At 68.5% G+C, this 22,958-nt stretch carries 19 protein-coding genes; 9 read left to right on the top strand and 10 right to left on the bottom strand.

All coding sequences use genetic code 11. The features are described from left to right. Window positions 1-6 precede the first annotated feature (6 nt). A complete protein-coding gene (locus tag KGR00_RS14855) occupies window positions 7-2,202 on the bottom strand; it encodes a bifunctional TVP38/TMEM64 family protein/FAD-dependent oxidoreductase (protein WP_224419482.1) in 2,196 nt (731 codons plus the stop codon). Window positions 2,203-2,333: 131 nt separating this feature from the next. Here KGR00_RS14855 and msrA point away from each other — a divergent pair, with 131 nt between their 5' ends. Continuing rightward, entirely contained in the window at window positions 2,334-2,954 is a 621-nt protein-coding gene (msrA, locus tag KGR00_RS14850; protein WP_224419481.1) for a peptide-methionine (S)-S-oxide reductase MsrA, read from the top strand. A gap of 37 nt (window positions 2,955-2,991) precedes the next feature. Here msrA and KGR00_RS14845 read toward each other — a convergent pair whose 3' ends face one another. Next, on the bottom strand, window positions 2,992-4,194 hold the full coding sequence (locus KGR00_RS14845) for an MFS transporter (RefSeq protein WP_224419480.1): 1,203 nt from the start codon (window positions 4,192-4,194) through the stop codon (window positions 2,992-2,994). A 90-nt stretch (window positions 4,195-4,284) separates the two neighbouring features. Between KGR00_RS14845 and KGR00_RS14840 the strand changes: the two genes are divergently transcribed. Then, the gene (locus KGR00_RS14840; protein WP_224419888.1) at window positions 4,285-5,172 is read left to right on the top strand and encodes a LysR family transcriptional regulator; all 888 of its coding nucleotides are present in this window, start codon (window positions 4,285-4,287) and stop codon (window positions 5,170-5,172) included. A 48-nt stretch (window positions 5,173-5,220) separates the two neighbouring features. On the opposite strand, the gene KGR00_RS14835 is transcribed toward KGR00_RS14840, so the two are convergent. Both KGR00_RS14835 and KGR00_RS14830 read right to left on the bottom strand, forming a co-directional pair. After that, window positions 5,221-5,820 (bottom strand): NlpC/P60 family protein, encoded by a 600-nt coding sequence (locus KGR00_RS14835; protein ID WP_224419479.1) that lies wholly within the window; start codon window positions 5,818-5,820, stop codon window positions 5,221-5,223. A gap of 254 nt (window positions 5,821-6,074) precedes the next feature. Continuing rightward, complete coding sequence (locus KGR00_RS14830; RefSeq protein WP_224419478.1) at window positions 6,075-8,525, bottom strand: DUF1266 domain-containing protein; 2,451 nt, start codon at window positions 8,523-8,525, stop codon at window positions 6,075-6,077. Between the two features lie 261 nt (window positions 8,526-8,786). Here KGR00_RS14830 and gabT point away from each other — a divergent pair, with 261 nt between their 5' ends. Further along, entirely contained in the window at window positions 8,787-10,079 is a 1,293-nt protein-coding gene (gene gabT / locus KGR00_RS14825) for a 4-aminobutyrate--2-oxoglutarate transaminase (protein ID WP_224419477.1), read from the top strand. 103 nt (window positions 10,080-10,182) lie between these two features. On the opposite strand, the gene katE is transcribed toward gabT, so the two are convergent. From katE to KGR00_RS14810, 3 genes are all read right to left on the bottom strand, one after another. Then, window positions 10,183-12,375 (bottom strand): catalase HPII, encoded by a 2,193-nt coding sequence (gene katE / locus KGR00_RS14820; RefSeq protein ID WP_224419887.1) that lies wholly within the window; start codon window positions 12,373-12,375, stop codon window positions 10,183-10,185. A 126-nt stretch (window positions 12,376-12,501) separates the two neighbouring features. Further along, window positions 12,502-12,747, bottom strand: coding sequence for a GlsB/YeaQ/YmgE family stress response membrane protein (locus KGR00_RS14815; protein ID WP_129140041.1), 246 nt, complete (start codon window positions 12,745-12,747; stop codon window positions 12,502-12,504). A gap of 64 nt (window positions 12,748-12,811) precedes the next feature. Next, on the bottom strand, window positions 12,812-13,360 hold the full coding sequence (locus KGR00_RS14810) for a DUF924 family protein (RefSeq protein WP_224419476.1): 549 nt from the start codon (window positions 13,358-13,360) through the stop codon (window positions 12,812-12,814). 316 nt (window positions 13,361-13,676) lie between these two features. Between KGR00_RS14810 and KGR00_RS14805 the strand changes: the two genes are divergently transcribed. From KGR00_RS14805 to KGR00_RS14780, 6 genes are all read left to right on the top strand, one after another. Further along, window positions 13,677-15,281, top strand: a complete 1,605-nt coding sequence (locus KGR00_RS14805; RefSeq protein WP_129140043.1) for a solute:sodium symporter family transporter — start codon at window positions 13,677-13,679, stop codon at window positions 15,279-15,281. A gap of 151 nt (window positions 15,282-15,432) precedes the next feature. Then, on the top strand, window positions 15,433-16,449 hold the full coding sequence (locus KGR00_RS14800; RefSeq protein ID WP_224419475.1) for a helix-turn-helix domain-containing protein: 1,017 nt from the start codon (window positions 15,433-15,435) through the stop codon (window positions 16,447-16,449). 2 nt (window positions 16,450-16,451) lie between these two features. Beyond that, window positions 16,452-17,630 (top strand): MFS transporter, encoded by a 1,179-nt coding sequence (locus tag KGR00_RS14795; RefSeq protein ID WP_224419474.1) that lies wholly within the window; start codon window positions 16,452-16,454, stop codon window positions 17,628-17,630. Between the two features lie 23 nt (window positions 17,631-17,653). Next, a complete protein-coding gene (locus KGR00_RS14790) occupies window positions 17,654-19,060 on the top strand; it encodes a YcjX family protein (protein WP_224419473.1) in 1,407 nt (468 codons plus the stop codon). Continuing rightward, complete coding sequence (locus tag KGR00_RS14785) at window positions 19,057-20,103, top strand: TIGR01620 family protein (protein ID WP_224419472.1); 1,047 nt, start codon at window positions 19,057-19,059, stop codon at window positions 20,101-20,103. Before KGR00_RS14790 ends, KGR00_RS14785 begins: the two co-directional genes overlap by 4 nt. An 85-nt stretch (window positions 20,104-20,188) precedes the next feature. Next, window positions 20,189-20,629: a universal stress protein gene (locus KGR00_RS14780; protein ID WP_224419471.1), complete on the top strand. Its 441-nt coding sequence runs from the start codon at window positions 20,189-20,191 to the stop codon at window positions 20,627-20,629. A gap of 6 nt (window positions 20,630-20,635) precedes the next feature. Here KGR00_RS14780 and KGR00_RS14775 read toward each other — a convergent pair whose 3' ends face one another. The 3 genes from KGR00_RS14775 to KGR00_RS14765 all read right to left on the bottom strand — a co-directional run bounded on the left by KGR00_RS14775 (window position 20,636) and on the right by KGR00_RS14765 (window position 22,952). Continuing rightward, window positions 20,636-21,709 carry an AI-2E family transporter gene (locus KGR00_RS14775; protein WP_224419470.1) on the bottom strand — a complete coding sequence of 358 codons (1,074 nt, stop codon included), beginning with the start codon at window positions 21,707-21,709 and terminating at the stop codon, window positions 20,636-20,638. Between the two features lie 37 nt (window positions 21,710-21,746). After that, complete coding sequence (locus tag KGR00_RS14770) at window positions 21,747-22,559, bottom strand: Cof-type HAD-IIB family hydrolase (protein ID WP_224419469.1); 813 nt, start codon at window positions 22,557-22,559, stop codon at window positions 21,747-21,749. Window positions 22,560-22,721: 162 nt separating this feature from the next. Next, the gene (locus tag KGR00_RS14765; protein ID WP_129140545.1) at window positions 22,722-22,952 is read right to left on the bottom strand and encodes a formate dehydrogenase subunit delta; all 231 of its coding nucleotides are present in this window, start codon (window positions 22,950-22,952) and stop codon (window positions 22,722-22,724) included. Window positions 22,953-22,958 lie beyond the last annotated feature (6 nt).

Raw genomic sequence — 22,958 nt, 5'->3', positions numbered from 1 at the left:
CTTTCGTCAGAGGGTCTCGTCGCGCCGCGCCCGGCGCCGCCAGGCAAAGTAGCGCGCCAGCCAGCCCAGCACGCGCTCCGGCTTGTGGGCGTTCTTCCAGACCCCGGCACTGGCCTTGGCGGCTTCGGCATAGGTCGGATAGGCATGGATCGTGCCCAGCAGCTTGTCGAGGCCGATGCCTTGGGTCATCGCCAGGGTGAACTCGGCGAGCAGTTCGCCGGCCGCCTGCCCCACCAGACTGACGCCGAGAATGCGGTCCTTGCCCGGCACGGTGAGCACCTTGATGAAACCCTCGATGGCGTCCTCGGCGATCGCCCGATCGAGTTCGGCAAAATCGTAGCGGGTCACCTCGACGGCGATGCCCCGGGCCGCGGCGTCACGTTCGTTGAGCCCGACCCGGGCGACTTCGGGCTGGGTGAAGGTCACCATCGGCAGGTTGCGGTAATCCACCGCGAAGCGCTTGAACTCGCCGAACAGGGCATTGACCGTGGCGTGCCAGGCCTGATGCGCGCCGGCATGGGTAAAGCGATGCGGTCCGACCACGTCGCCGCAGGCCCAGACGTTGGGATGCAGGCTACGCAGGGTCTCGTCCACCTCGATGGTGCCCGCTTCGCCGACGCCGATCCCCAGCGTCTCGAGGCCCAGCCCCGCGACGTTGGCCTCGCGGCCCACCGCCAGCAGCAGATGGCTGAACGCCAGACGCTGCCTCGTGGCGGGCGCCCGGCCGTCCGGTGCCTCGGGGCCCTCCGCCGCGTCCCGCTCGACCACCAGCCACTTCTCACGGCCCCGTGTTTCGACACGCAACGCCCGTGTCGACAACCGCACCTCGACGCCTTCCGCCTCGAGCCGGGCGACGAGCGGCTCGGTCACGTCGCGGTCCTCGCGGGGCAGCAGCTGATCGCCGCGCTGAACCAGGGTCACTCGACTGCCCAGCCGCGCGAAGGCCTGGCCGAGTTCGCAGCCGACCGGCCCGCCCCCCAGAATCACCAGCCGTTCGGGCAACCGTTCGAGCCACCACAGGGAGTCGGAGGTCAGATAGTCGATCGTGTCCAGTCCCGGCAGATCCGGCACACGCGGCCGCGCCCCGGTGGCGACGATCACGTGACGCGTGGTGAGGACGCGCTCGCCGACCCGCACCTCCCAGGGCGTCTGCAGGAATGCCTGGCCGGCGACGACCTCGACACCCAGCGACCGGTAGCGCTCGGCGCTGTCGTGGGGCGCCACCCGCTCGACGGCGCGGTGCACGCCGGCCATCACCGCGGCGAAGTCGACGCGCGGCGCCGCGGTCTGGATGCCCAGACGCGGTGCCTCGCGCACCTGCTGGGCGAGGCGCGAGGCATGAATCAGCGCCTTGGAGGGCACACAGCCGGTGTTGAGACACTCGCCGCCCATGCGCTCGCGCTCGACCAGTGCCACCCGGGCACGCAGCGCCGAGCCGATGTAACTGGCCACCAGCCCCGCAGAACCGGCCCCGATCACCACCACGTCGTAGTCGAAGCTGCGCGGTTTGCCGAAGCGCCGCGCCGTGCGCCGCCGTTTCAGCCAGTCGACGCCGCGCCGCGCCAGCAGCGGAAACAGCCCCAGCGCGACGAAGGAGGCGATCACCACCGGCGACAGGATCCCGCCCACGCTGTCGACCTCGCCCAGCGCCCGTCCGGCGTTCACGTAGAGCAGCGTGCCCGGCAGCATGCCCAGTTGACTGACCCAGTAGAAGGTGACCAGGCGCATCCGGGTCAGGCCCATCACCAGGTTGATGATGAAGAACGGGAAGATCGGCACCAGGCGCAAGGTGAACAGATAGAACGCGCCTTCCCGGCGGATACCGCGATTGATCCATTCCAGTTGCCGCGAGAAACGCCGCTCCACGGCACCCCGCGCCAGCCAGCGGGCGGCCAGGAACGCCAGCGCCGCACCGATGGAACTGGCGAAGGAGACGATCAGCACGCCCCAGCCGAGCCCGAACAGCGCGCCGGCGAGCAGGGTCAGCAGCACCGCGCCCGGCAGTGACAGCGCGGCCATGGCCACGTAGACCGCGAAGAAGCCACCGGCCATCGCCAGGGGGTGCGCCGCGAACCGGGCCTGGAACTGCGCCTGTTGCGCCTTGAGGGTGGCGAGGGTCAGGACGTCGTCGGCGCCGCTGACGAAGAACATCGCCACGAGCAGAACGAGGACGAGCAGCAGGATCAGGCGCGTTCGATTCACGAAAAGGGCTCCCCGGTTGGATTGACGACGATCCGGCATCCAGCCAGGGCGATCGTCCGTACCGTTATACTGAAGAACCTTGCTATTGGATTCATCCGCTTTGCGACGATCACGACCCGGGAGGTACCCCCATGCGTCAGATCATCTTGCCCCTGCTGCTTGTGCTCGGGGCCGCGAGTCTCTCGGTCCAGGCCCAGGCTCAGCCCCAGGATCAGGAAACCCGCACCGCCACCTTCGCCGGCGGCTGCTTCTGGTGCGTGGAGCAGGCCTTCGACGAGGTCGACGGTGTCCTCGAGACCACCTCGGGCTACACCGGTGGCGATCAGGCCGACCCCACCTACGAGGCGGTCTCCGCCGGCGACACCGGCCATACCGAATCCGTGGAGGTCGTCTACGACCCGCGCAAGGTCGACTACGCCACCCTGCTGCAGGCCTTCTGGCACAACATCGACCCCTTCGCCGAGAATCGCCAGTTCTGCGACAGCGGCAGCCAGTACCGCAGCGCGATCTTCTATCACGACGCCGAGCAACAACGCCTCGCCGAGGCCTCGAAGGCCGAACTCGCCGAACGCTTCGACCGGCCGATCGCCACCCAGATCGTTCCCGCCGGGCGCTTCTGGAAGGCCGAGGCGTATCACCAGAACTATTACCAGAAGAACCCGGTGCGCTACCGCTTCTACAAGGCCGGCTGCGGACGCGTCGAACGCCTGAAAGAGGTCTGGGGCGACCAGGCCGGCCACCCCGGGAAGTGACGAATACCCCCGGCCGGCGGCATTCGGGCGCTCCGTCTCAGACGCCGTCGGTGGCGGCCAGCGGCCGCCGCTCGCGGCGCCATAGCCAGGCGGCGGTGGCCAGCGTCACCGCCAGCACCAGCCAGGAGCCGGCGATCACCGCCGGCCAGCCGCCGGCGTGCCAGAACGGCTCCAGATAGAGCCCGCCGAGACTCGCGCCCAGGTAGTAGAACACCAGATACAGCGCCGAGGCCGTGCCCCGCGCCGCCCGGGCCTGGCGGCTGACCCAGCTCGAGGCCATGGAATGGCAGAAGAAGAAACCGAAGGCGTTGACGGTGAGTCCCAGCAGGATCCCGGGCAGCGCCGCGCTGAGCGTGACCAGGTTGCCCAGCATGAGGATGACGATCCCCAGCAGCATGCATAGCGGCTGCGCAACGCGCTGAGCGACCCGCCCGGAGAGCGCCGATCCCAGGGTGCCGCCCAGGTAGGTGACGAAGATCATCCCCAGCCACTGGGTCGACAGCGCATAGGGGGCATCGCTGAGGCGGAAGGTGATGTAGCTGTACTGGTTGATGAAGATGAAGAAGTTCAGCCCGCCGATCAGGTAGGCGCCGAGCAGCAGCGGGTTGCGCAGATGATCGGCGATCCCGCCGAGGGCGACGTCGAGGCGCAGCGATGTCGGGTGGAAATTGCGCGCCGCCGGCAGCAGGCGCCAGAAGATCGCCACGCAGGCCACGCTCAGCGCCCCCACGGTGAAGAAGCTGGCATGCCAGCCGCCGTATTCCCCCGCGAAACCGCCGATCACCCGGCCGCCGATGCCGCCCAGGGTGTTGGCACTGATGTAGAGCCCCACCGCCAGCATCAGGGCGCGGCGGTCGAACTCGTCGCCCATCCAGGCGATCGCCACCGCCGGCAGGCCACCGAGCACCAGCCCCTGCAGTGCCCGCAGCGCCAGCAGGCAGGCAAAGTTGGGTACCAGCGGCAGCAGCAGCGAACACAACGCCGCCAGCAACAGTGTGATGCGCATGATCGCGCCACGCCCGATGGCGTCCGAGAGCGGCCCGTAGATCAGCAGCGAGGCCGCGAGCGTCAGAGTCGACACCCCCATCACCATGGCACTGGCCAGTGTCGAGACCTCGAAGGCATGACGCAGGTCGGGCAGCAACGGCTGCGCCGCATAGAGATTGACGAACACGGTAAAGGAGCCCAGGCACAGGGCCAGGGTGGCGCGCCACCAGTCACGACTGTGCGCTTCGATCATCGGTTTCTCCTCGGTCGGGGCGCACAGGATCGCGCATCGCGCTATCATCGGCCAAATAGAGCTTGAAGATGGCAACGATCGGTTTTCGTGATGACTCTACCCTTCGACCTGCGCGCCCTGCGCGTCTTTCTCGCCGTCGCCGATCTGGGCGGCTTCACCCGGGCCGCTCGCGAGCTGCACACCGCCCAGTCGGCGGTCAGCCAGACCATCGCCACGCTCGAGGCACGCCTGGAGCTGACGCTCTTCCACCGGCACGAGCGGCGCATCACGCTGACCCCGGAGGGGGCGCTGCTACGCGACCGGGCCCGCGAGCTGCTGGAGCGGGCGGATCAGGTCCACCTGGCGATGCGCGAGATCAACGGGCTGGTCAAGGGCGAGGTGCGCATCGGCATCCCCTCGATGCTGGGGTCGTACTACTTTCCGCCGCTGCTGATGGGCTTCAAGGCGCGCCACCCCGGCATCCGCCTGACCGTGGTCGAGGCGGGAACCCGGCGTCTGCAGCAGATGATCGATGCCGGCGAGCTGGACCTCGGCGTGATCACCTCGGATGCCAGCAACGAACGGCTCGAGCGACGCGCGCTGCTGCGCGAGGAGATGGTGGTCTGCGTGCCGGCGGATCACCGCTTCGCCGACCGCGACGCGGTGAGCGCCGAGGAGGTCTTCGACGAGCCGCTGGTGCTGTTCCAGGACGGCTACTTTCATCGCGAGTTCGTCGACCGGCTGGCCACGCGGATCGGTCGCGAGCCGCAGATCGCCTTCCAGTCGAACCTGATTCCGTTGACCAAGGCGATCGTCCGTCAGGGCTTCGGCATCACCACTTTCCTGCGCCGGGTGGTCACCGAGACGGATCTGGTCGCCGTCTCGCTGTCACCACCGGCCTGGCTGGACCTGTCGCTGGCCTGGGGGCGTGGCGCCTACCTGTCGCGGGCCGAGAGCGCCTTCGTCGAGTTCGTGCTGGAACATCGCGAGCAACTCTGACGGACCGGACTCGTCCCGCCGGCAGGGATCGCGGGCGGGATGGCGGTTTCAGCCTTCGCGGGTCGCCAGCCAGCGCTCGGCCAGCTCCACGCGCGGCAGCGGACGACGCGCCTGCCAGTAGTAGCGGCGCCAGTAGATGTTGTCGAGACGCGAGATCTTCACGCCCTGAGAAGAGGACGCGTGCAGGAAGCGTCCGCTGCCGACGTAGACGCCGACGTGGTTGTAGGGGCCGGGCGGGCGGAAGAAGACCAGATCACCGGGCTTGAGGTCGCCGCGGGCCACCTGCTCGCCCTCGCGAACCTGGTCGTCGGTGGTACGCGGCAGCATCAGGGCGAAGGCTTCGCTGAAGATACGCTGCATGAGTGCCGAACAGTCGATCCCCTGGGGGCCCTCGCCACCCAGCCGATAGGGCGTGCCCATCCAGCGCTGGTGTTCGTCGAGCAGCGCTTCACGGATCACCTGGGGGGATGCCTGCCGGAAATGGCGCAGCCGCTCGGCCAGGGTATCCGACGGCGAGCGGGTGGCCGACAACGCATAGGAGGCGAGATTGTGGGTGTCGGCCGTCTGCGGGGACGACATCGACGGCGAGCCGGCACAGCCCGCCAACAGCCCGGCGAGAGCCAGGCCAGCGAAAATGACACGGAGCATCCAGCGACCCCATCGCGATCCGTGGGACCGACCCGCCGCGTGAGGCACGGGAGGGGCGTCGCTGTGGGAGTGATGCCCGGGTACCACTCCCAAAGCGGCCTGTCATCGGTCCGGCTAGGTGTTGGACGGATGCCCGACAGCGGCACCCGCGTTGATCGGAAGGATGATAGGCAAGAGCCCGGGGCGTTGTCACGCAATGTGATGAGACATCTTTCAACGCCACGCCACGGTCGATGCCGCGCCGGGGTACGCGGTCAATGCAGGGTGCGCGCATCCCCGGGCAGCGTATCGATGTGCATGGGCGCCCAGTGTCGCGGCCGGGCCCCCGGAAAGTCGAGGCTCGCCCAGCAACCGGCCAGCGGCGGAGCGCCGCTCAGCCAGGCCACCAGCGCCTGACGGAAGTTGTCGAGCAGGGCCTCGCGCTCGTCGGTCTCGCCCATGAAGAACGAGAAGCCGGCGTACAGGCCGAGGGCGTAATCCCGCCAGTTGCCGTAATGGCGCTGGGCGATGCCCAGGGCGGCGTCGAGAATCCCGCCGAAGGCGTCGCGACCCAGCCAGTCGAGACTGCGCCCGGCGACGGCGATGTCCACCGCCTGGGCGATGTCCCAGGCGGTCATGTCGGCCTCGTTGCAACCGGCATCGTTGTCGCGCACCCGCTTGAGTCGCAGCAGGTGATTGCGCGAGTCCTCGTCGCACTCGCCCGACTCGAGGATGGCGATCTCCTCCTCGAGCCGGGACGCATTGAGCGTATAGGGGGCATAGTTGATCTGGTATTCCTGGCGATCCCCCGCCTCGAGCAGGAAACTCAGGAAGTCGTCGAGCTCGGCGGCGCTGTGCAGGCCGTACTGGCTGTCCAGCCACTGGCGCACGGCCTCGCGTTCGACATGCCCCTCGGGCTGCGGCTCGGCCCATACCCCGGCATTCAGCGGCCCGGCCAGCGCCAGGGCGGTGAAGCGCGAGAGCGTCGGCCGTGGCCCCGGCTCCTGCCAGGCCGTCTGGCGCCAGTCGAGCCAGTGGAAGGGGCTGCCCGGATCGTCGCGATGCCAGCGGATCTCGTGCACCAGGCTGTCGTCCGGCAGTTCCGGCAGCGCCGCCTCCCAGCTCGCCCAGGCGTCCAGCAGCCGGCGCGGATCGGGATAGAAGCGGCACAGCACGCCGCGCAGCGATTCGGCCAGACGTTGCAGCCCGGTCGCCTCGAAATCGCCGCTGTCATCCGCCATCAGCAGGTAGAAGGCGTACTTCTCGGCCATGAAGATGGTGGCCGCATGCCGCACGCACGGCTTGAGGGCGTCGCGCAGGCCGACCGCCTCGGCGGGCGGGCGGCCGAGGCGGGTCTCCAGCGACGGCAGGGCGTTGTGCGCGGCATCGGCCGCCAACTGGTTGAGATGGTGGACCTGAGCGGGCAGCCAGAAACGCGCCAGGCCACCGACACCCTCGTCGGGAAACAGCGCCAGGGTTTCCTGCAGATAGCGCCGCACGTCCCGACGCCGCGCGTCGTCGACCGCGACGGGGATGCCCTGGCGGTAGAGCAGATCGGGTTCACGTACCGAGGCCAGGGCCAGCAGCCAGTGACGGGTATCGTGACGCCAGGCGCGCATCGCCTGCCGCGATGCCTCGCGGCGTGGCTCGTCGAGCAGCTCCGCCAGCGGTGCATGCCAGGGGCTGAGCGGCGAATGCAGCAACAGCGCCCAGTCGTCGGCGTGAGCGGCCATCTCGTCGCGGCCCTCGAACAGGCTGCGGCCGCGCTGATAGGCCAGGGTCAGTGCGGTCCAGTCGCTGTAGCGCCGCATCACCAGATCGGCGGCATGACCGGCGAACTGCTCGGCTTCGTCGGGCTCGAGCCAGCCCAGCGCCGCCCCGGCATAGGCCAGATCGGCCAGTCGCAGCCAGTCCCAGGCCGCCCACTCCAGGGGTTCACCGCGCTCCAGGAAGCGCAGCAGCACCTTGCCGTAGCGGCGTTGCTCGCCCAGCCCGGCGAGCCAAGCCTGGCGTGCCGCGGCATCCATCTCGACCAGGCGGGCGGCATCGATGTCCCAGCCGTAGCGATGCCCCTGCCCGGCCAGCCACAGCATCACGCGGATCAACTCGTCGCGGCCATGCACCTGCCAGCCCTCGGCCAGCCAGGCTTCGGCATCCGGCCAGTCGGGCCGCTGCGCCGGCGGCAGCACCAGCACCGGGGCAAAGGCGGCGCGCAATGGCCAGGCACCGGGCGCCTCGGGCCACGGCGTGCCCCGGGGGCGACGTTCGAGCGCGTCGGCGAGCAGCGGCCAGGTCACGCCGTCGCCATCCGCCTCGATCTTCGACAGTGCCTCGCCGGCCGCGGCGAAGGCTTCATCGCCGTGGTGCCAGCCGGCCGCGAGCCGCGCCCGGCGCAGCGAACTCAGCCAGGCGTCGAGCGAATCGTGATGACTGTGGATGCCGCGACACAGGGCGTGCAGCCAGGCATCGACGCGCTCCTCGGGCAGCCAGCCCGCCGCCGCGCCCAGCGCCAGCATCTCCAGCGCCGCCAGTTGGGCCCGGGGATCGTTGCCGCCGGGCGGAAAGCCCTCGATCAGACGCCAGCCCAGTTCGCCGCGATCCGGAACGCCCAACTGCGACAATCGCTCGATGGCCAGGGCCAGTTCCAGCGAGGTAGGGTCGGGTTCGAAGGCCCAGCCGCATAACACCAGCTGTTGGGCCCACCAGGCATAGAGCGGATCGACCAAGACGCACCTCTTGTTGACTGACTAGCGGAGACGGTTTCCGGGCGACATAGTGTAGCGGAAAGCCGTACGTTCGCCGATGCCCACGTGCCCGTCCCGCGGCGGGCGATACCGGCAAACACGGAGCTTGCCGGTTATGGTCATTGTGTACGACGCTTTGCTCGAGACAAATGCGTTTCTCGCGCATCGGCGCGAAACCCTGCCGGCGTTTCGCGTGTCGATAGCGGTCGATCGCGCATCGCCATCCCCAACCAGGAGGTCAGCATGAACAACGCCCAACTCAACGAGCTCAAGCTACGCTACGTGGCCAGCGGCGCGGCCAGTCCGGCCGAGCAGTTCGCCGACCGGGCCGAGAACGCCGAACTGTGGGACGCCGACGGCAAGCGTTTCATCGACTTCGCCGGCGGCATCGGCGTGCTCAACATCGGCCACCGCCATCCCAAGGTGGTCGAGGCGGTCAAGGCGCAGCTCGACCGGGTGATGCACACCTGCCAGACCGTGATGCCCTACGAGGGCTACGTGCGGGTCGCCGAGAAGCTCAGCCAGATCACCCCGGTCCGCGGCCATGCCAAGGTGATGCTCGCCAACTCCGGGGCCGAGGCGCTGGAGAATGCGGTCAAGGTGGCGCGCGCCGCCACCGGGCGCAACAACGTGATCTGCTTCGACGGCGGCTATCACGGGCGGACGTTCATGACCATGGCGATGAACGGCAAGGTCGCCCCCTACGCCACGGACTTCGGCAGCATGCCGGGCAACGTCTTCCGCGCGCCCTACCCGGTGCCCTACCACGGGGTCAGCGAGGACGAGGCGATACGCGGCCTGAAGATGGCTCTCAAGACCGACGCCAACCCCAAGGATACCGCCGCCATCGTCATCGAGCCGGTCCTCGGTGAAGGCGGCTTCTACGCCGCGCCGGCGAGCTTCCTGAAGAAGATTCGCGAGATCTGCGACGAGCACGGCATGCTGATGATCGTCGACGAGGTGCAATCCGGCTTCGGGCGTACCGGCAAGATGTTCGCCATCGAACACAGCGGCGTCGAGCCGGACATCGTCACCATGGCCAAGAGCATGGCCGACGGCATGCCGATCTCCGCCGTGGTGGGCACCGACAAGCACATGGACGCTTCCGGCGGCAACTCGCTGGGCGGCACCTACACCGGCAGCCCGGTCTCCTGCGCGGCAGTGCTGGCGGTGCTCGAGGTCTTCGAGGAGGAAAAGATCCTCGACAAGAGCCAGGCCCTGGGCGACAAGCTGGCCAGCCGCTTCAGCCAGTGGCAGCAGGACTTCGACTGCGTCGACAATCCCCGCAACCTGGGCGCCATGGCGGCCTTCGACCTGGTATCGGACAAGGCCAACCATACGCCGGACGCCGAACTGGCCGGCAAGCTCTGCAAGAAGGCCCGCGAAAAGGGGCTGATCCTGCTTTCCTGCGGTCTCTACGGCAACACCATCCGTTTCCTGATGCCGGTGACCATCAGCGACGAGGTCCTCAACGAAGGCCTGGCGCTCATCGAGGAAACCCTGACCGAACTGGTCGGCCAGAAACAGACGGCCTGACCGCAAGGGGCGGTGTCAGTCAACGCCCCTCGATAGCCCCCAACGCAAACGCCCCGCCGGTCTGGCGGGGCGTTTGCTGGGTGGCTTCAGCCGGGGTGACCGGTCAGGCCGGCATGGCATTGGCCTTGGAATCGCGCGTCCAGACGCGATGCTGGCCCAGCGACTCGGCGAACGGCGTGAAGACGTCGTCCACCGCGCCACCGACGAATACCCCCTCCTCGGCATCGGGTACCCGGGCAGTGTCGAGCAGCGTCTTGCCCTCGCCCACCGCGGCGATCGGCTTGAGGTGCTTGTAGGCTTCCTGCACGTAGTACACGCCCAGCCCGGATTGAGTCAGCGCCCGGGCGCTCTCGGCGCCGCCGGCGACGATCACCGCGTCCAGGGTCACCGACGGCAGGCCGTTGAGCATCGCATCCGGCGTCACCGTCCGGCCGTCGGCGGCCTGGAGTGGCGCCATGCTCGGCGCGATCACCAGGCCCTGGGCACCGCCGGCCTCGAGCTGCTGGCGGATCTGCTCGACCTGATCGGCGTCGACGCCGTCGGCGGCGAGAATCGCCACCTTGCGGTACTTGATGTCCCGCGGCAGCCGCGCCATCAGGCTCAGTGCCTCGGAGGAGCGTTGCGAACTCTGGCCCAGTTCCTCCGCCGGCGCCGGCTTCTCGGTGGGCGCCTCGATGCCGTGCATCTCGCCGACCCGGCGTGCCAGTTCGAGGTCGATGTTGGGCAGGATCTCCTGGATCACCCGCTCGCGGATCCACGGCCGGCCGACCTTGGAGAGCTCGAAGGCGTAGGCGGCGATGATGTGCTCCTTCTCGACCTCGGTCTGGCTGTTCCAGAACAGCGTCGCCTGGGAGTAGTGATCGCCGAACGACGCACTGCGTGCGCGTATCTTGTTGGCATCGACGCGCTCGTTGACCGTCTCGAAACCGCCGTTCTCCTCGGCGGGCGGCGTCTCGCGCGGCCAGCCGCCGTCGATCGAGTTGGGCTCGTAGGAGGCCTGGCCCTTGTTGATCGTCTGGCGATGCATGGCATCGCGCTGGTTGTTGTGGAACGGTGCCACCGGCCGGTTGATGGGGATCTCGTGGAAGTTGGGACCGCCCAGACGCAGCATCTGCGTATCCAGGTAGGAGAACAGCCGCCCCTGCAGCAGCGGGTCGTTGGTGAAGTCGATGCCCGGCACCACGCTCGCCGGATTGAAGGCGACCTGCTCGGTCTCGGCGAAGTAGTTGTCGGGGTTGCGATTGAGCACCAGCTTGCCGATCGGCGTCACCGGGACCTGCTCCTCGGGGATCAGCTTGGTGGGATCGAGCAGATCGAAGTCGAACGCATGTTCGTCTTCCTCCTCGACCACCTGGATGCCCATTTCCCACTCCAGAAAGTCACCGTTCTCGATGTCGTTCCACATCTCGCGGCGGTTGAAGTCGGGGTCGCGCCCCCAGAGCTTCTGGGCCTCGTCCCAGATCAGCGACCAGGTGCCGGCGAGCGGCTTCCAGTGGAACTTGACGAAGCGCGCCTTGCCCTGTTTGTCGACCAGCCGGAAAGTGTGCACGCCGAAGCCTTCCATGGCGCGATAGCTGCGCGGGAAGGCGCGGTCGGACATCGTCCACAGCACCATGTGGCTGGCTTCCGGCATCAGCGAGACGAAGTCCCAGAAGGTGTCGTGGGCCGACTGCCCCTGGGGGATCTCGTTGTGCGGCTCGGGCTTCACGGCGTGGACGAAATCCGGGAACTTGATGGCGTCCTGGATGAAGAACACCGGCATGTTGTTGCCGACCAGGTCCCAGTTGCCCTCGTCGGTATAGAACTTGGTCGCGAAGCCGCGCACGTCGCGCACCGTGTCGTTGGAGCCCCGCGGGCCCTGGACGGTGGAGAAGCGCACGAATACCGGGGTCTTCTTGTCAGGGTCCTGAAAGAGACCCGCCTTGGAATACTGCGCGGCGTTGTCGTAGGGCTGGAAGAAACCATGCGCGGCCGCGCCGCGGGCATGCACGATGCGCTCCGGGATGCGCTCGTTGTCGAAGTGGTTGAGCTTTTCGCGGAAGATGAAATCTTCCATCAGGGTCGGACCCCGCTCGCCGGCCTTCAGCGAGTTGTGGTTGTCGGCGATCCGGGTGCCCTGGTTGGTGCGCAGGTCGTGGCCTTCGGCGTCGCTGCGGTGGGGTTCCAGGTTCTCCGACTTGCTCTGTTTGGTGGTCTTGAAATCCGTGTCGTGCGCCGCGTCACTGTTGGGGCGCGTATGCGGGTTCTTCGCCATGGTCAAACGCTCCTGTTTGCTGTTGGCTACCCATCCTCTGATAGGGCACCGCTCGCGCCTTGGCCTCGCTATTCCCTGGCGCGGCGACGAGCGGTGGATGTTTTATCAGTACGTCATCGTTTGCCTCTTAGAAGGTAGACACCGAATGTCGCATCGGGCAAATACGTCTCAGGATGATTTGCGCAGCTTGGCGACCACCCACAGCAACACCACGGCACCCACGGTGGCGGTCACCAGCGAGCCGAGAAAACCGCTCGACGACAGGCCCAGCAGGCCGAACAGGAAGCCGCCGATCACCGCACCGACGATCCCCACCCCGATGTTGCCGAGGACCCCGAAGCCACCACCGCGCATGATGTTGCCGGCGATCCAGCCGGCCAGGCCACCGATGATCAACCACAGTATCAGGTCCATCGTTCTCTCCTTCCTCCAGTCCATGAAATGCGAAACCCGCGTGGCAAGGGTGCCACAAGCGCGCTCAGAATGACGACCCGGGTTGCTCGAGGAAGGCCCGCTCTTCATCCGTCGAGGCCCGCCCGAGGATGGCGTTGCGGTGCGGATAGCGGCCGAAGCGCACGAGGATCTCGCGATGCCGGCGTTCGTATTTCAGGTTGTCCTCGAGCCCCGGCTGGTCGAACAATCGCAACGCCTCGTCGTGGATCGCCAGCGACTCACTGTGCATGTAGGGCATGTAGAGGAAGGCGCGCCGGGGGCCCTCCAGGTGCCGGTCGGCGTGATGCGCCACCGCTTCCTGGGCCAGCACCAGTGCCTGCGAGTCCTGGGCGAAGGCCTCGGGCCGATCGCGATACAGGTTGCGCGAGAACTGATCGAGAATCAGGATCTCGGCCAGCCGGCCCTGGGGCGACTGGCGCCAGGTCCACAGCTCGCCGGCCCGCGCCGCCTCGAAGACCGCCTGGAAACGTTGCGCGATCTGCCGGTCGAGCGCCGCGTCCTTGGCGAACCACTGCCTGGGCGTCAGGCCGTTGAACCAGAAATCGAGAATCGTCTGTGCCGTCGTTTCGCTCATGCCGATGTCCGTCGCGGTGGGAAATGCCCTTGTCGGGGCCCGTAAGCAGAGCATAGCCGAGGCGTCGACCGCCCCGCGAAAAACCGCATCCGTCACCTCGCGCGACCTCTCGCCATGTCCGCTCGCGGGTGGCGCGCTTCGCGTCACGCCCCGCCGGCTTGCAAAGACATTGAAAAAGTTATGTCCGACAAAGGGATAATGGCAAAATCGACGTCCGCTCATATACTTTCGTCTTGCCGTGAGTTGCAGCGGAGCCTGCCGTAACCGGCGCGGTGCCCGCCACCACGCCGTCCAGTCATCCAAGGACCCTCATACTATGCATGCCCTGACGATCCTATCGTTTCTCTTCTTCACGGGCCTGGTAGCGGCGATCACCTGGTGGATCACCCACCGCGACGATCACCGCAGTACCCGTGGCTACTTCCTCGCCGGACGCAGCTTGACCTTCCCGCTGATCGCCGGGTCATTGTTGATGACCAACCTGTCCACCGAGCAGATGGTGGGCCTCAACGGCAGCGCCTTCACCGACGGGCTGAGCGTGATGGCCTGGGAGGTGGTCGCGGTGGTCGCCCTGGTGGCGCTGGGTCTGTTCTTCCTGCCGCGCTTTCTGCGCAGCGGCATCGCGACCGTGCCGCAACTGCTCGAGATCCGCTTCGACGCCGGCACGCAGATGATCTGCAACATCATCTTCCTGCTCGCCTACGCAGTGATCCTGCTGCCGATCATCCTCTACTCCGGCGCCGTGGGCCTCGAAGGCATGCTCGACCTGCCGGGTCTGACCGGCATCCAGTCGCCCACCGTGCTGCTCTGGGGCACCGTCTGGGTGGTGGGCCTGATCGGCTCGATCTATGCCCTGTTCGGCGGCCTGCGCACGGTCGCGGTTTCCGATACCCTGAACGGCATCGGCCTGCTGATCGGCGGCTTCGTGGTGGTCTATTTCGGCCTGCAGGCGGTCGGCGACGGCCACGGCGTGATGGCCGGCTGGGAGACGCTCAAGCAGCAGAATCCCGACAAGCTCAACTCCATCGGCGGTGACGATCAGCAGGTGCCCTTCGCCACCCTGTTCACCGGGGTGTTCCTGATCAACCTGTTCTACTGGACCACCAACCAGCAGATCATCCAGCGCACCTTCGCCGCCAAGACCCTCGCCGAAGGCCAGAAGGGCGTGCTGCTGACCGGCCTGTTCAAGCTGCTCGGGCCGCTCTATCTGGTGCTGCCGGGGATCATCGCCTACAACCTCTACGCCGGCGACGGCATCAAGGCCGACGCCGCCTACGGCCATCTGGTGTTCAACGTCCTGCCGCCCTACCTGACCGGCTTCTTCGCCGCGGTGATGGTCGGCGCCATCCTGTCGTCGTTCAACTCGGCGCTCAACAGCACCACCACGCTGTTCAGCCTGGGGCTATACAAGACGCTGATCAACAAGAACGCCAGCGAGGAGCAGGTGGTCAAGTCGGGCAAGGTCTTCGGCTGGATCATGGCGTTCGCCGCGATGACCATCGCCCCGCTGCTCGCCGGCCAGGACAGCCTGTTCGGCTACCTGCAGAAGATGAACGCCCTGTACTTCATCCCCATCCTGGCGGTGGTGCTGGTCGGCCTGCTGACCAAGCGCGTGCCGCCCATCGCTGCCAAGATCGCCCTGATCGGCGGCTGCCTGGTGATCGGGCTGGTCTACTTCGTGCCGCCGTTCAACGGCTTGCTCGACGTCATCCAGAACTTCCACTTCGTGGGGCTGGTCTTCGTGCTGCTGGTGGCGATGATGCTGGTGATCGGCAAGCTCAGCCCGCGCACGACCGACTGGGTCCAGGAGGACGCCGGCCAGGTCGACCTGACACCGTGGAAGGGCGCCATCCCCACCGGGATCCTGCTGATCGTGCTGGTCATCGCGATCTACGCCTCCTTCGCCGGCGGCGTTTCCTGAGCCGACCGCCGAGACTCCCCGACGACGACCCCGCCCCTGGCGGGGTCGTTGCATTTTCGCCCCCGGATGTCCCTATCGGTGGGATGATGGTCGTTGCCGACATTGCGACCGCCGGTGACAATCGAGGCATCGTCACCTCGGACCGTTCATCATGTCTCGCCCGATCGCCCTGCTCGCCTATCCCGACTGTCAGCTGCTCGACGTCACCGGGCCCTGGCAGGTGTTCGCCACCGCCAACGAACTCTCCGGTTCGCCGCTCTACCGTCTGAGCCTGCTGGCCGAGTCACCGGGGTTGGTGCGTACCAACTCGGGACTGCCCCTGCAGGCCGACCGCGCCTGGCACAGCCTGCTCGACGCGCCGGCGCCGGACACCCTGCTCGTCGCCGGCGGCCGCGGGGTGTTTGCCCAATGCGACGACCCGGCGCTACGCGCGCTCCTCGCCGCGAGCCTCACCCGGGTGCGACGGCTGGGCTCGGTATGCAGCGGCGCCTTCCTGCTCGCCGCCGCGGGCTTGCTCGACGGGCAGCGCGCCACCACCCACTGGCGCCATGTCGAGCGTCTCGCCGCCACCCATCCGCAGATCCAGGTGGCGGCGGATGCGCTCTACGTTTGCAACCCGCCGACCCACGACGACGAGGCGGCGCGTTACACCAGCGCCGGCGTCACCGCGGGCATCGACCTCGCCCTGTCGCTGCTCGAGGCCGATCACGGTTCGGCCCTGGCCGGGCGCGTGGCGCGCGAACTGGTGGTCTTCCTGCGCCGGCCGGGTGGCCAGTCGCAATTCAGCGAAGCGCTGCGCAGCCAGCAGCGCGACACCGGCCCGTTGCGCGCCCTGCTCGACGACCTGCACGCCGCCCCGGCCGCCGAGCACCGTCTCGAGACCATGGCCGCGCGGCTGGCGGTGACGCCCCGGCACCTCTCGCGGCTGTTCCGTCGTCATCTCGACACCACACCCGGCACCTACCTGACCCGGCTGCGCCTCGAGCAGGCCCGGCGGGTGCTGATCGACAGCCCCACCCCGCCGCCGCTGGAACGCCTGGCACGCGACTGGCGGTTGGGCGGCGCCGAGCAGTTACGCCGACTGTTCCAGCGCCACTACGGCGTCTCGCCCTCGGTCTATCGCCAGCGCTTTTACACCGCCCCTTCCTCGTCCATCACCGGAGACTGACCATGCCCGTCAGCGTCGTGCTGCTTTCGCTATGCCAGGCCCTGCTGGTCAGCGGCAACATCCTCCTGATCGCCGTTTCACCGTTGATCGGCGCCCAGCTCGCCCCGGGGCCGAGCTGGGCCACCGCGCCGGTCGCCACCCAGTTGCTGGGCCTGATGAGCGCGACCATCCCCGCCTCGCTGATCATGGCGCGGCTGGGCCGCAAGCGCGGCTTCGTGCTCGGCAACCTGGTGGGGCTGGCCGGCGTGGCGGTCGCCGCCCTGGCCCTCGTCCATCAGCGCTTCGGGATGTTCATGCTGGGCACCGCACTGATCGGCGTGGGCATCGGCTTCGGCATGCTGTATCGCTTCGCCGCCGCCGAGGCAGCGCCCCCGGCAGGCCGCGACCGGGCCATCGGCCTGGTGATGGGCGGCGGCGTGATGGCGGCCTTCCTCGGCCCCTGGCTGGCCCGCGCCAGCCGCGACCTGCTCGCCACGCCGTTCCTGGGCAGCTTCATCGGGCTCGGCGCACTCTACCTGCTGGCCCTGATGCTGCTGCTCTTCACCCGTCTGCCGGCACCCTCGCGCAGCCACGGCGACGGCCCCGCCCGGCCGCTGGGCGAGATCCTGCGCCAGCCGATCTTCGTCGTCGCCGCCGTCAGCGGCCTGGTCGGTTACGGGGTCATGAACCTGGCGATGACCGCCACGCCGCTGGCGATGCAGCGCGCCGGCTTCGCCTTCGACCCCATCGCCACGACCATCCAGTGGCACGTGCTGGCGATGTTCCTGCCCTCCTTCGTCACCGGACGGCTGACCGCACGCCTGGGTGCGCCGACGATGATCGCCACGGGCTGCCTGCTGCTGATCGGCTGCGCGCTCATCGCCCAGCTGGATCTCGGCCTGGGCGGCTACTACACGGCGCTGATCCTGCTCGGCCTGGGCTGGAACGCGACCTTCCTGCCCGCCACCGGCCTGTTGACCGAGGCCCATCGTCCGGCCGAGAAGGCCCGCACCCAGGCCGCCAACGAGTGCCTGGTGTTCACCACGGTCAGCATCAGCGCCCTGCTCGCCGCGCCACTCGAGGCCAGTCTGGGCTGGGCCGGTCTCAACGCCCTGCTGATCCCGTTCGCGCTGCTGCCGCTGCTGGCACTCACATGGCAACGACTTGTCAGCGCCGCCGATCGCCCGCAGATTAGGGGCTGACATTTCCTGCGGATCCTCACTGCATGCGCCAGAGCCTGGCTCGCGAATTCAGCAACCTCATCGAACGTGGCCGGGACCGCCAGTTGCGCCTGGCGGTCACCGGCCTGTCCCGCGCCGGCAAGACGGCCTTCCTCACCTCGCTGGTCCATCAGTTGCGCCACGCCGGCCTGGAAGCGCGACTCGATCTGCTGCCCTGCGCCCGCGAGGGTCGCCTGCTGGGTGCCCGGCGCGTCGCCCAGGCCGACCTCGGCGTGCCGCGCTTTCCCTACGACCCGGCGATCGCCGCCCTCGACGGCACCCCGCCGCGCTGGCCGGAGCCCACCCGCGGCATCAGCGAGCTGCGCCTGCAGATCCGCTACCGCCCCGAGCGCCAGGGGCTGCGTGGCGCGTTCGTCGGCGACAGTGCCACCCTGACCCTCGACCTGTTCGACTACCCCGGGGAATGGCTGCTCGACCTGCCGCTGCTCGAGCACGATTTCCTGAGCTGGAGCGAGCGCCAGCAGGCCGGGCTGACCCCGGCGCGGCGCGAGCTGGCCGAGGACTGGCTCGCCGCCGTCGGCGAACTCGCCCCCGACGCCGTCGCCGACGAGGCCCGCCTGGCCGACATCGCCGAGCGCTACGCCAGTGGCCTGCGCGCCGCCCGCGAGGCGGGGTTCGCCGACCTGCAGCCGGGGCGCTTCCTGCTTCCCGGCGATCTGGCCGGCGCCCCGGTGCTGCAGTTCTTCCCGCTGCCCGGCATCGGCGAGGCCGATCGCGAGCGGCTCGCCTCGCTCCCCGAGGAGAGCGTCTACCGCACCCTGGCGCGGCGTTTCGCCCACTATCAGCAGCATGTGGTCAAGCCCTTCTATCGCGAGCATTTTCGGCGCTTCGACCGGCAGATCGTGCTGGTCGACGTGCTCGGTGCGCTCAACGCCGGGCCGGAGCGCTTCGAGGATCTGTCCCGGGCGCTCGCCACGCTGATGAAGAGCTTCGACTACGGCAAGCGTAGCCTGCTCTCGCGGCTGTTCGCCCCGCGCATCGATCGCCTGGCGATCGCCGCCACCAAGGCCGATCACGTCACGCCCGAACAGCACGCCAACCTCATCGCCCTGCTCGAGGCGCTGCTCGCCGAGCCGATCCAGGACCTGCGTTTCGCCGACGTGCCGGTCAAGGCGCTGTCCCTGGCGTCGATCCGCGCCACCCGGGTGCACGACGTCGAACGCGACGGACGGCGCACGCCGGCGCTGCGCGGCACCACCCTGGCCGGCGAGGAGACGCTGCTGTTTCCCGGCGAGGTTCCCGCGCAGCTCCCCGACCATGACTTCTGGGCCCGGCAGGGCTTCACCTTCGAGGCGTTCCGACCGCTGTCGCGGGAGACGCGCGGCGAGGGGCTGCCGCACATCCGCATGGACGCCGCGCTCGACTGGCTGATCGGAGACAAGCTGACATGAACGATCCGCGCCCCCACCAGCGCTTCACTCTCGACGAGCCACAGGCCAGCGCCCCCGATCCGCACCCCGCCGAGCACTATCCGGTCACCACGACGAGTCGCCAGCGCGACGACGGCGAGGATCCCGACACCACGGCGGCACTCGACGCCGGCCTGACCCGTCCCCGCAAGCGGCGCTGGGGGCTGCTCACGCTGCTCGGCGGCAGTCTCGCCCTGGGCGCCGTGGAGGCCGGTCAGACGCTGTACCACGCCACCCTGGGCGGCGACCTCATGAGCGGCGCCTGGAGCGCGCTGGCCCTGCTGGCGCTGGGCCTGGGCGGCTCGGCCCTGCTGCGCGAGCTGTGGCGACTGCGCCGGCTGCGTCGCCACACCGACCTGCGCCAGCGCCTCGACGCCCTGGCCGGAACCGATGCCGGCGAGGCCCGGCGCCTCGCCGAGGCGCTGCGCGAGCAGATGCGGCTCGATCGCGACGATCCGCACTGGCAGGCCTTTCTCGCCGCCCAGCAGGCGCATCACGATGGCGCCGAGACCCGCGACCTGCTCGCCCACCATCTGCTGGCGCCGCGCGACCGCGAGGCACGCCGGCTGATCTCGCGGATGGCCGGGGATACCGCGGTCATGGTCGCCGTCAGCCCGCTGACCCTGGTCGACATGATGCTGGTCGCCTGGCGCAACCTGGCGATGCTCGAGCGCATCGCCGCGCTCTACGGCCTGGAGCTGGGCTACGCCAGCCGGCTTAGGCTGTTTCGTCAGGTACTCGCCAACCTGGCCTTCGCCGGCGCCAGCGAGATCGCCAGCGAGGCGAGCATGGAGCTGTTCTCGATGAACCTCGCCGGCAAGCTCTCGACCCGTGCCGGCCAGGGACTCGGCGTGGGCCTGCTGTCGGCACGCCTGGGCCTGCGCGCCCTGCGCCTGACACGCCCGCTGCCCTTTCTCGAGGGCGAGGCGCCGCGCGTCGCCGATCTGCGCAGCGAACTCTGGCGGCGCCTGCGTCGGCTCGAGAAGGCCGATGCCCCCCGCGGGGACGAAAGCCGACAGACTTGATCCGAGTCACGACACGGCGCCGGGGTGGCGCTACGCTGAAGGCACCAGGCCCTTTTACCAACAATCAAGGCCCAAGGAGAACGGTATGTTCAAGACGATCATGGTCCCCGTCGACGGTTCCGAACAGGCGAAGCTCGCCCTCGAGGTCGCCTGCAAGCTGGCCGCCAACGATCAGGCGAAACTGCATATCCTGCACATCCCGGAGCGCCTCGCCCACGACAACGTGCTGGTGTGGGGCGTCGGCGCGGTGAACCTGGAGGCCCCCGAAGAGGAGGTCGAGCGGGCGGGTCACGAGATGCTCGAGGCCGCCAAGCAGGCCGCCGCCGAGCATGGCGCCACCGATGTCGAGGGCTCGGTGCATCAGGGCGATCCGGCGCGGGTGATCCTGGAACGCGCCAAGTCGCTCGGCGTCGATACCATCGTCATGGGCAGCCGTGGGCTCAGCGACATCCGTGGCCTGATGGTCGGCAGCGTGTCGCACAAGGTGTCCCACGCCGCGCCCTGCCACGTCATCACCGTGCACTGATCGCCATCAGGCGCCGTCGTCGGTCGGACTCGCTGCCGACCGACGCTCGACCCAGCCCTCCACGTAGAGCCGCTCGACGACCACCATGCCCACCACCACCAGCGGCTCGGCCATCAGCAGGCCGATCATCCCGGCGAACAGGCCCAGCCACAGCTGGACGACCAGCAGCAACGCCGGCGGAATGCTCACCGCCTCGCGCTGGATCAGCGGGGTGATCAGATAGCTTTCCAGGAACTGGATGACCAGATAGAGCAGGGCGACGTGCAGCATCGCCATCGGGCTCTGCGAGAAGGCCACCAGTGACGCCGGCACCGCCGAGAGAACCGGGCCGAGATAGGGAATGAACGACAGCAGCCCCGCCAGCAGCCCCAGGGTGAAGGCCATCGGCACATCGAGCAGCCACAGGCCGAGCCCCGACAGCCCGCCCACCACGCTCATCGAGGCCAGCCGCCCCAGCAGCCACCAGGTCAGGCGATGCGCGGCATCGTCCAGCAGCGCGCCGGTTCGCGCCCGCCAGGCAGGCCTCACCAGGTGCATCAGCCCCTGGCGGTAGCGGCGCGGTTCGAAGGCGACGAACAGGCCGATGAAGACCACCACCGCGACATTGAGCAGGCTGCCCAGGGTGGTCGAGAACAGGGTCGTGACCTGCGGCGACCAGTGGCGGAAGATCCCGGCCAGCGAGGTCTCGCGCTCGATCCGGGTCACCGCGTAGTCGCCCAGCCAGCTCTGCCGCAGCCAGTGTTCCAGACCGCTCATCGACTGCGGCAGAACCTGGACCAGTTGGCTGATCTCCCGCGTCAGGCTCATCGAGAACTTGAGCACGAAGGCGGCCAGCAGCAGACATAGCGAGACCATCACCGTGACCAGCGCCCCGCGGCGGCCGAGGAAGGTATGCCGTTCCAGCCAGCCGGCCGGCACCGACAGCGCCAGGGCCAGCAATAGTCCGGCATAGACCAGCAGCAGAATCGGATAGCCGAACCATACCAGGGCGGAAACCAGCAGCACCGTCACGGCGATGCCGGCCACGGTCCAGATACGCCGGGCAAAGACCGCGACACGCGCTTCGTCGTCATCGCTCACATCGACACTCCTTGTCGTCGCATGACAGCCGGGAACGCTAGCTCAGGGATGCCTCCAGCGCAAAGAAGCGCTGCAGCCGACGCGCGACACCGTGAGGGTGATGATGGTCGATGCGCGTCGCCCGCGGCACCCGCGCGAAGAGCGCGGGATTGGCGTTGTCCATGATGAAGCCGTGCCCGGCCAGGGCCAGCATCTCGGCATCGTTGAGGTTGTCGCCGAAGGCCAGGCAACGTTCGGCGGGCAGGTCGAGGTGGGCCAGCAGCCGTTCCAGGGCGGCCCCCTTGTTGACCCCCTGGGCCATGATCTCCAGCGAGTCGGCCATCGAGTAGGTCAGGTGCAGGCGCTCGCCGAGGCCGGCGGGGATGCTCGCCTCGAGTGCCGCGAGTGCCTCGGGGTCGCCGATGCACAGCACCTTGCCCACCCCGCGACCGTCATGGGCCGCCAGGTCGGCGACCCGGTAACCGAAACCGGTATGCGCGTGCAGCGCCAGCAGTTCGGGCGCCGGGGCATCGATCAACCACTCCTCGTTGGTATAGAAGTTGAGGCGGATATCGGCCTCACGCGGCAGCGCGACCAGCTCGCGCACCAGTTCGGCGGGCACCCACTGCTCGGCGATCAGGGTATCGTCCGGCGCGTGGAGATGGGCACCGTTGGTGCTGAGGATATAGGCGGGAACGCCGAGCCGGCGACGGAAGGCGGCAATGTCGAGGAAATGCCGCCCCGAGGCCAGCGCCAGGTGATGGCCGCGCGCGGACAGGGCGCGGAGCGTCTCGATGGTCAGGTCGTCGAGGTCGTGCTCGGCATCGAGCAGGGTGTTGTCGAGATCGGTGACGATCAGATGCGGGTCCATGCGGCGTCCTGATGAGTGACTGGCTCTTCAGGCTACCGCAAAACGAGCGCCCGGTAACGGCCGGCGGGTTTACCGCCGAGCATCACCGGACGGGCCCTCGACCAGGGCCCGTCTTGGCATTCGCGGGCACCGCCCGGTGCCGGAACGACACCGGCGGCGCATTCAGCTCGCCTGCCGCAGGCGCTTGAGATCCGCCACCGCCTCGCGCGCCACCGGCGACAGTTGCGAGCCGTCGCTGTCCAGGTAGTCGATGATCTGCGCCTTCATGCTGCGCGCCCAGAACTTCTGGAGGTGCGACGTCACGCGCTGCGCCGCCGTCGATGGGTCACCGTGCTGGTTGGCGGCGATCTGGTTGACCATCTTCACCAACTGACTCAGCTGCTGATCGCTCATGAGCGT

The sequence above is a fragment of the Modicisalibacter sp. MOD 31.J genome, from assembly GCF_020147985.1.
Lineage (GTDB): Bacteria > Pseudomonadota > Gammaproteobacteria > Pseudomonadales > Halomonadaceae > Modicisalibacter > Modicisalibacter coralii.
This window is presented reverse-complemented; position numbering and strand designations above follow the sequence as displayed.

Bases quoted from the DNA above. Each gene is read 5' to 3' on its own strand.
- msrA (WP_224419481.1), top strand. From the start codon at position 2,334: ATGCGTCAGATCATCTTGCCCCTGCTGCTTGTGCTCGGGGCCGCGAGT.
- KGR00_RS14845 (WP_224419480.1), bottom strand. From the start codon at position 4,194: ATGATCGAAGCGCACAGTCGTGACTGGTGGCGCGCCACCCTGGCCCTG.
- KGR00_RS14840 (WP_224419888.1), top strand. From the start codon at position 4,285: ATGACTCTACCCTTCGACCTGCGCGCCCTGCGCGTCTTTCTCGCCGTC.
- KGR00_RS14835 (WP_224419479.1), bottom strand. From the start codon at position 5,820: ATGCTCCGTGTCATTTTCGCTGGCCTGGCTCTCGCCGGGCTGTTGGCG.
- gabT (WP_224419477.1), top strand. From the start codon at position 8,787: ATGAACAACGCCCAACTCAACGAGCTCAAGCTACGCTACGTGGCCAGC.
- KGR00_RS14815 (WP_129140041.1), bottom strand. From the start codon at position 12,747: ATGGACCTGATACTGTGGTTGATCATCGGTGGCCTGGCCGGCTGGATC.
- KGR00_RS14810 (WP_224419476.1), bottom strand. From the start codon at position 13,360: ATGAGCGAAACGACGGCACAGACGATTCTCGATTTCTGGTTCAACGGC.
- KGR00_RS14805 (WP_129140043.1), top strand. From the start codon at position 13,677: ATGCATGCCCTGACGATCCTATCGTTTCTCTTCTTCACGGGCCTGGTA.
- KGR00_RS14800 (WP_224419475.1), top strand. From the start codon at position 15,433: ATGTCTCGCCCGATCGCCCTGCTCGCCTATCCCGACTGTCAGCTGCTC.
- KGR00_RS14795 (WP_224419474.1), top strand. From the start codon at position 16,452: ATGCCCGTCAGCGTCGTGCTGCTTTCGCTATGCCAGGCCCTGCTGGTC.
- KGR00_RS14790 (WP_224419473.1), top strand. From the start codon at position 17,654: ATGCGCCAGAGCCTGGCTCGCGAATTCAGCAACCTCATCGAACGTGGC.
- KGR00_RS14785 (WP_224419472.1), top strand. From the start codon at position 19,057: ATGAACGATCCGCGCCCCCACCAGCGCTTCACTCTCGACGAGCCACAG.
- KGR00_RS14780 (WP_224419471.1), top strand. From the start codon at position 20,189: ATGTTCAAGACGATCATGGTCCCCGTCGACGGTTCCGAACAGGCGAAG.
- KGR00_RS14770 (WP_224419469.1), bottom strand. From the start codon at position 22,559: ATGGACCCGCATCTGATCGTCACCGATCTCGACAACACCCTGCTCGAT.
- KGR00_RS14765 (WP_129140545.1), bottom strand. From the start codon at position 22,952: ATGAGCGATCAGCAGCTGAGTCAGTTGGTGAAGATGGTCAACCAGATC.